Annotated in this window: 4 protein-coding genes and 1 pseudogene; all 5 read left to right on the top strand. The window is 71.0% G+C overall.

The window, feature by feature from the left end; all coding sequences use genetic code 11:
• Nucleotides 1-423: pseudogene (locus H5J33_RS23240) on the top strand (sugar kinase); the annotation flags it as partial.
• Nucleotides 424-474: 51 nt separating this feature from the next.
• Nucleotides 475-1,821, top strand: a complete 1,347-nt coding sequence (locus H5J33_RS23235; RefSeq protein ID WP_181796845.1) for an ABC transporter substrate-binding protein — start codon at nucleotides 475-477, stop codon at nucleotides 1,819-1,821.
• Nucleotides 1,818-2,759 carry a carbohydrate ABC transporter permease gene (locus H5J33_RS23230; RefSeq protein ID WP_181796844.1) on the top strand — a complete coding sequence of 314 codons (942 nt, stop codon included), beginning with the start codon at nucleotides 1,818-1,820 and terminating at the stop codon, nucleotides 2,757-2,759. The genes H5J33_RS23235 and H5J33_RS23230 overlap by 4 nt, the downstream gene beginning before the upstream one ends.
• Nucleotides 2,760-2,762: 3 nt before the next feature.
• Nucleotides 2,763-3,596, top strand: a complete 834-nt coding sequence (locus tag H5J33_RS23225; protein WP_181796843.1) for a carbohydrate ABC transporter permease — start codon at nucleotides 2,763-2,765, stop codon at nucleotides 3,594-3,596.
• Nucleotides 3,597-3,603: 7 nt separating this feature from the next.
• Nucleotides 3,604-4,869 (top strand): 6-phospho-beta-glucosidase, encoded by a 1,266-nt coding sequence (locus H5J33_RS23220; RefSeq protein ID WP_181796842.1) that lies wholly within the window; start codon nucleotides 3,604-3,606, stop codon nucleotides 4,867-4,869.
• Nucleotides 4,870-5,007: the final 138 nt, after the last annotated feature.

Raw genomic sequence — 5,007 nt, 5'->3', positions numbered from 1 at the left:
ATCGATGTCCGCACCCCCGGTGAGTACGCCTCCGGTCACCTGCCGGCGCTGGCCCGTGAACTCGGCATATCCGACGTGCCCACGGGCCCGCACGCCGAGGCCGCCGCCCTCCTCCTGGCCCGCGCCGCCGACCACGCCGACGGCCCCCACCGGGAACTGCTCGGCGCCTACGCCACCCGGCTGGCCACCGGCCTCGCCTCGCTCGTCTCCGTCCTCGACCCCGAACTCGTCGTGCTCAGCGGCTCCGCGCTGACGGCCGGCGGCGAGGTGCTGCGGGCCCTCGTCCAGGCCGAACTGGCGGAGCTGGCCCCGGCCCGGCCCCGGCTGGTCGTCGGCGAGGTCCGCGAACACCCCGTGCTGCGCGGCGCGCTGGAGTCCGCGCTCGCCGCCACCCGCGACGAGGTCTTCGACACCTCGCGCTGAGCCCCCGGCTTCCCCTCTCCTCGCCGAACCCGTCCCCTGGGAGACCTCGTCATGCCCACATCCATACCCGGAGCCGCCCGGAAAACGGCTTTCGTCCTGTCCGTCGCCACGGTGCTGCTCACCACCGCGTGTACCGGCCGGTCCGTCGGCAGCGCCACCGACGACCCCTCGAAGGAGGCCACGATCACCTTCTGGCACGCCTGGAGCGCGCCGAACGAGGTGAAGGCCGTGCGGTCGCTGGTCGCCGGGTTCGAGCGGGCGCACCCCAACATCCATGTGAAGGTCGTCGGGAACATGACCGACGACAAGATCAACCAGGCACTGCGGGCGGGCGGCGACCGGGCCCCGGACGTGGTCTCCTCGTTCACCACCAACAACGTCGGCAGGTTCTGCTCCTCGGGCGCGCTGGTGGACCTGAACCCCTTCTTCGCCAAGTCCGGGGTCGACCCGGAGAAGACGTTCCCGAAGCCCATGGCCGAGTACACGGCGTTCGAGGGCGACCGCTGCGCGGTCCCGCTGCTCGGTGACGCGTACGGGCTCTACTACAACAAGACGGCGTTCGCGAAGGCGGGCATCGCGCGCCCGCCGAGGACCTGGTCCGAGTTCCTCGCCGACGCCAGGAAGCTGACCGTCCGGCAGGGCGACGGCTACCGGCAGCTCGGGTTCATGCCGGACTACCACGGCTGGGAGTCCACCACCGAGCACTACCTCGGCCAGTTCTCCCCGGTGTACTTCGGCAAGGACGGCAAGTCCGACGTCGCCGAGGACCCGGCGTTCGCCGAGGCCTTCACCCTCCAGAAGAGACTCGTGGACGAACTCGGCGGATTCCGCAGACTGGAGCGGTACCGGTCCACCCTCGGCGACGAGTGGGGACCCAGGCACCCCTTCCACACCGGTCAGGTCGCCATGCAGCTCGACGGCGAGTGGCGGCTCGGGATGGCCGAGGAGGCGAAGCCGGACTTCGAGATCGGGGTGGCCCCGCTGCCCGTCCCGGACGACCAGGCGGCCCAGTACGGCAAGGGCTATCTCACCGGCACCGTCGCCGGCATCGCCGCCACCAGCCGCAAGCAGAACGCGGCATGGGAGTTCGTCAAGTACGTCACCACGGACACGGACGCGGTGACCGGCTTCGCCAACGCCATCCACAACGTGCCCTCCACGCTGGCCGCCCTGAAGTCCCCGAAGCTGAAGTACGACCCGCGGTTCAAGGCCTTCCTGGACATCGCCGCCAACCCGTATTCCACCTCCGCGCCCGCCTCCGTCAACGGCGGGGTGTACCTGGTGACGATCCAGCAGTTCGGCTACGACTACGAGAGCGGCAAGGTCACCGACCTGAGGGCCGGGCTGGAGAAGACGGCCGCGCAGATCGACACCGACATCGTGCAGGCGCGGCCGTGAGCGCCGGCACCCTGGCGGCCAAGCGCCGCCGCGCGACCCTGCGCACGCTCGCCTTCATGGCGCCCTGGCTCGTCGGCTTCGGGGTCTTCTTCGCCTACCCGCTGGTCTCGACCGTCTACTTCTCCCTCATGCACTACGACGGTTTCCGGCCGCCGGAGTTCACCGGCGGCCGCAACTGGGTCTACGTCTTCGAGCACTACCCGCTGTTCTGGCCCGCGCTGCGCAACACGCTGTGGCTGGTCGTGGTGATGGTGAGCCTGCGGGTGGTCTTCGGGCTGGGCGTCGGCCTGCTCATCACGAAGATCAAGACGGCGACGGGCGTCTTCCGCACCCTGTTCTACCTGCCCTACCTCGCCCCGCCGGTCGCGGCCACCATGGCCTTCGCCTTCCTGCTCAACCCGGGCACCGGGCCGGTGAACTCCCTGCTGGAGCGGGCCGGGCTGCCCGCGCCGGGCTGGTTCGGCGACCCGGACTGGTCCAAGCCGGCGCTGACCCTGCTGGCGCTGTGGGGCATCGGCGACCTGATGGTGATCTTCATGGCGGCGCTGCTCGACGTGCCGGCGGAGCAGTACGAGGCGGCCCAGCTGGACGGCGCCTCGGCCTGGCAGCGGTTCCGGTACGTGACGCTGCCGGCCATCTCCCCGATCGTGATGTTCGCGGTCGTCACCGGAGTGATCCAGACCATGCAGTACTACACCCAGCCGCTGGTCGCCGGGAAGGTCGCCTCCGGAGTGATCCAGGGCGCCGGCACCCAGTTCGAGCCCGGCTATCCCGACAAGTCGACGCTCACCCTCCCCCAGCTCGTCTACAACCTCGGCTTCCAGCGCTTCGACTACGGCTCGGCGTGCGTGGTGGCGCTGGTGCTGTTCGCCCTGTCGATGGCGTTCACCGCGCTGCTGATGCGGCGCCGCGGCGGCCTGATCCAGGCAGGTGACTGACGTATGACCCGCCGCAAGGCGTCCCTCCAGTGGATCGCGGTGCACTCCCTGGGCGTGGCCGCGGCCCTGTTCTTCACGCTCCCCTTCGTCTTCCTGTTCCTGACCTCGCTGATGAGCGACAGCCAGGCCCTCAGCCGCGACCTGGTCCCGCACACCTGGGAGTGGGGCAACTACCGGAAGGTGTTCGACACCCCCGGCTTCCTCACCTGGTGGCGCAACACGCTGCTCTACGCCGGCCTGGGCACCGTCCTCACCGTGGTGTCCTCGCTGCCGGTGGCGTACGCGCTCGCCAAGTTCCGCTTCCGGGGCCGCAGGCTGTCGCTGATGCTGGTGATCTCGATGATGATGCTGCCGCCCCAGGTGGTCGTCATCCCGATGTACCTGTTCTGGGCCAGGCAGCTCGATCTGTCCGGCACCCTGTGGCCGCTGATCCTGCCCATGGCGTGCGGGGACGCGTTCTCCATCTTCCTGCTGCGCCAGTTCCTGACCACGATCCCGGACGAGTACCTGGACGCGGCCAGGGTCGACGGCTGCGGCGACCTGCGCACCCTGCTGCGGGTGGTGCTGCCCATGGCCAGGCCGGGCATCGCGGCCGTGGCCCTCTTCCAGTTCTTCTACGCCTGGAACGACTACTTCGGCCCGCAGATCTACGCGTCCGAGAACCCCGGCGCCTGGACCCTGTCCTACGGCCTGGAGTCCTTCAAGGGCGCCCACCACACCGACTGGAACCTCACCATGGCCGCGACCGTACTGGTCATGGCCCCCGTCGTCCTCGTGTTCCTCCTCGCCCAGAAGGCGTTCGTCGAAGGCGTGACGCTCACCGGAGTAAAGGGTTGATCTGACTGTGAAACTCACCGTGGTCGGCGGCGGCTCGACCTACACCCCCGAACTCGTCGACGGCTTCGCCCGGCTGCGCGACACCCTCCCCGTCGAGGAACTGGTCCTGGTCGACCCGGCCGCGGACCGGCTGGAGCCGGTCGGCGGCCTGGCCCGGCGGATCTTCGCCCGGCAGGGCCACCCCGGCCGGATCGTGACCACCTCCGACCTGGACGCGGGAGTCGACGGCGCCGACGCCGTCCTGCTCCAGCTGCGCGTCGGCGGCCAGGCGGCCCGCGAGAAGGACGAGACCTGGCCGCTGGAGTGCGGCTGCATCGGCCAGGAGACCACCGGCGCGGGCGGCCTGGCCAAGGCCCTGCGCACGGTCCCGGTCGTCCTCGACATCGCCGAACGGGTCCGCCGGGCCAACCCGCGCGCCTGGATCATCGACTTCACCAACCCGGTCGGCATCGTCACCCGCGCCCTGCTCGGGGCCGGGCACCGGGCGGTCGGCCTGTGCAACGTGGCCATCGGCTTCCAGCGCAAGTTCGCCGCCCTGCTGGGCACGGCCCCCGCCGAAGTGCACCTGGCGCACGTGGGCCTGAACCACCTCACCTGGGAAACGGGTGTGCGACTGGGCGGGCCGGACGGCGCGGACGTCCTGCCCCGGCTGCTGGCCGAACACGGCGAGGCCATCGCCGCCGACGTCCGCCTGCCCCGCCCCCTGCTGGACCGCCTCGGCGTGGTCCCCTCCTACTACCTGCGCTACTTCTACGCCCACGACGAGGTCGTCCGCGAACTGCGCACCAAGCCCTCCCGGGCGGCGGAAGTGGCGGCGATGGAACGGGAGTTGCTGGCGATGTACGGCGACCCGGCCCTGGACGGGAAACCCGCGCTGCTCGCGAGGCGCGGCGGCGCCTTCTACTCGGAGGCGGCCGTCGACCTCGCGGCGGCCCTGCTGGGCGGGGGCGGCAGCCCGTACCAGGTGGTGAACACCCTCAACCGGGGCACGCTGCCGTTCCTGCCCGACGACGCGGTGATCGAGGTGCAGGCGGCGGTCGGCCCCGAGGGCCCGGTCCCGCTGCCCGTCCCGGCGCTCGACCCGCTGTTCACGGGCCTGATCGCGAACGTGACGGCGTACGAGGACCTGGCGCTGGACGCGGCGCTGCGCGGCGGCCGGGACCGGGTGTTCCGCGCCCTGCTGGCCCACCCCCTGATCGGGCAGTACGAGTACGCCGACGCCCTGACCGACCGGCTGGTCGCGCACAACCGGGAGCACCTGGCGTGGGCCTGACCTCGACCGTGCTCGCCATCGACGCGGGCAACAGCAAGACCGACGTGGCCGTGGTGGGTGCCGACGGCGAGGTGCTGGCCACGGCCCGCGGCTGCGGCTTCTTCTTCCAGGGAGGGGTCAGATCGGGCGAGTACACAC

Source organism: Streptomyces sp. WELS2, from assembly GCF_013870595.1.
In the GTDB taxonomy this organism is placed as follows: Bacteria; Actinomycetota; Actinomycetes; order Streptomycetales; family Streptomycetaceae; genus Streptomyces.
Note: the sequence above shows the minus strand (reverse complement) of the source record. Positions and strands in the feature narration are given on the sequence as shown.

Coding starts and splice junctions, on each gene's coding strand:
- H5J33_RS23235 (WP_181796845.1), top strand. CDS start 475: ATGCCCACATCCATACCCGGAGCCGCCCGGAAAACGGCTTTCGTCCTG.
- H5J33_RS23225 (WP_181796843.1), top strand. CDS start 2,763: ATGACCCGCCGCAAGGCGTCCCTCCAGTGGATCGCGGTGCACTCCCTG.